Below are 1,641 nucleotides of genomic sequence, written 5' to 3' on the forward strand. Positions count from 1 at the left end.
GTTCCCGCTCCGGATGTCGCTTCGATATAATATTCGCGAGAAGAAGCGCCATCGGCGTAGCTATCAGTGCTATCGTAAGCAACGAAGGCTGACGTCCTGCTCGAACTAGACTGCCAACTTTTGTTAAAGCCTACATAAACATAATCTACGCCCAACCCAACATCGCTGGCACTTGCTGTAAACGTCAGGTATTTCCCACCGTCGGTTACATCCACGCTACTTGGAAAACTTAGAGACGTCAAAACTGGCTTTGTCGAATCAGATAGCTGATTGCTCTCGACCTCAAAACTGGTCGCTATGCCCATGGCTGCCAGCTCAGAGGCTTCATAATATCTATAATTTCCAGCCTTGTCATACACAGTTACATTGCTAATACTGTATTTTCCCGCTCCGGATGTCGCGTCGATATAATATTCGCGAGAAGACACGCCATCGGCGTAGCTGTCAGTGCTATCGTAAGCAACGAAGGCTGATGTCCTGCTCGAACTAGACTGCCAACTTTTGGTAAAGCCTACATAGACATAATCCACGCCCAGCCCAACATCACTGGCACCTGCTGTAAACGTCAGATATTTGCCACCATTCTTCACGTCCACAGTTTTCGGGAAACTCAGCGAAGTCAAAGTTGGTTTCGTCGTATCAGCAGTAGCCATAAAAATCCCTTTGCGGCTCAACAGGCCTGAACACATATTTTTTTGTGCTACTTTATGAAATAATTATAATAAATCAACATCTTTTGATCCGGATTCGTCAATGATTATTACTAAATTCACCTGGACTATGCATCGTGCATTTTTATGAATGATCGCCCAGCCGGCCCCTTGGACGCCTTGCCGAACATGCTCAGCGTTGCCATTTCAGTGGGCGATTTCGATATTGCCCAATTAGAACAAATCTGGAACAACGCCCCACATGAGCCTTACCCACATTTCCGTCCGCGGCGCGCGTGAACACAACCTCAAGGGCGTCGATGTCGATCTGCCCCGCGACAGCCTGATCGTCATCACCGGGCTTTCCGGGTCGGGCAAATCCTCGCTCGCCTTCGACACCATCTATGCGGAGGGTCAGCGCCGCTATGTGGAATCGCTGTCCGCCTATGCGCGCCAGTTTCTGGAGATGATGCAGAAGCCCGATGTCGAACATATCGAAGGCCTCAGCCCCGCGATCAGCATCGAGCAGAAGACGACCAGCCGCAATCCCCGCTCGACCGTCGCGACCGTCACCGAAATCTACGATTATATGCGGCTGCTCTGGGCGCGCGTCGGCATTCCCTACAGCCCCGCGACCGGCCTGCCGATCAGCGCGCAGACCGTCAGCCAGATGGTCGACCGCGTGATGCTCCTGCCCGAAGGCACGCGCTTCTACCTGCTCGCCCCGGTCGTGCGCGGCCGCAAGGGCGAATATCGCAAGGAACTCGCCGAGTGGCAGAAGGCGGGCTACACCCGCGTCCGCATCGACGGCGAAATGATGCTGATCGAAGACGCCCCCGCGCTCGACAAGAAGTATAAGCATGATATCGAAGTCGTCGTAGACCGCCTCGCCGTCGCCCCCGACATGGGCACGCGCCTTGCGGACAGTTTCGAGCAGGCGTTGAAGCTGGCGGATGGGCTGGCGTTCGTGGACCTGGCAGATGGCAATCTC

At 53.9% G+C, this 1,641-nt stretch carries 1 protein-coding gene and 1 pseudogene; one reads left to right on the top strand and one right to left on the bottom strand.

Translation table 11 applies throughout. The annotated features are described in order from the left end of the window. Nucleotides 1–653, bottom strand: a 653-nt coding sequence (locus IL54_RS23865) for a hypothetical protein (RefSeq protein ID WP_193378805.1), incomplete at its 3' end; no start/stop codon positions are given. Nucleotides 654–912: 259 nt separating this feature from the next. On the opposite strand from IL54_RS23865, the pseudogene IL54_RS02390 reads away from it, so the two are divergent. Beyond that, nucleotides 913–1,641 (top strand): annotated as a pseudogene (locus IL54_RS02390) (excinuclease ABC subunit UvrA); the annotation flags it as partial.

The sequence above is a fragment of the Sphingobium sp. ba1 genome, assembly GCF_000743655.1.
In the GTDB taxonomy this organism is placed as follows: Bacteria; Pseudomonadota; Alphaproteobacteria; order Sphingomonadales; family Sphingomonadaceae; genus Sphingobium.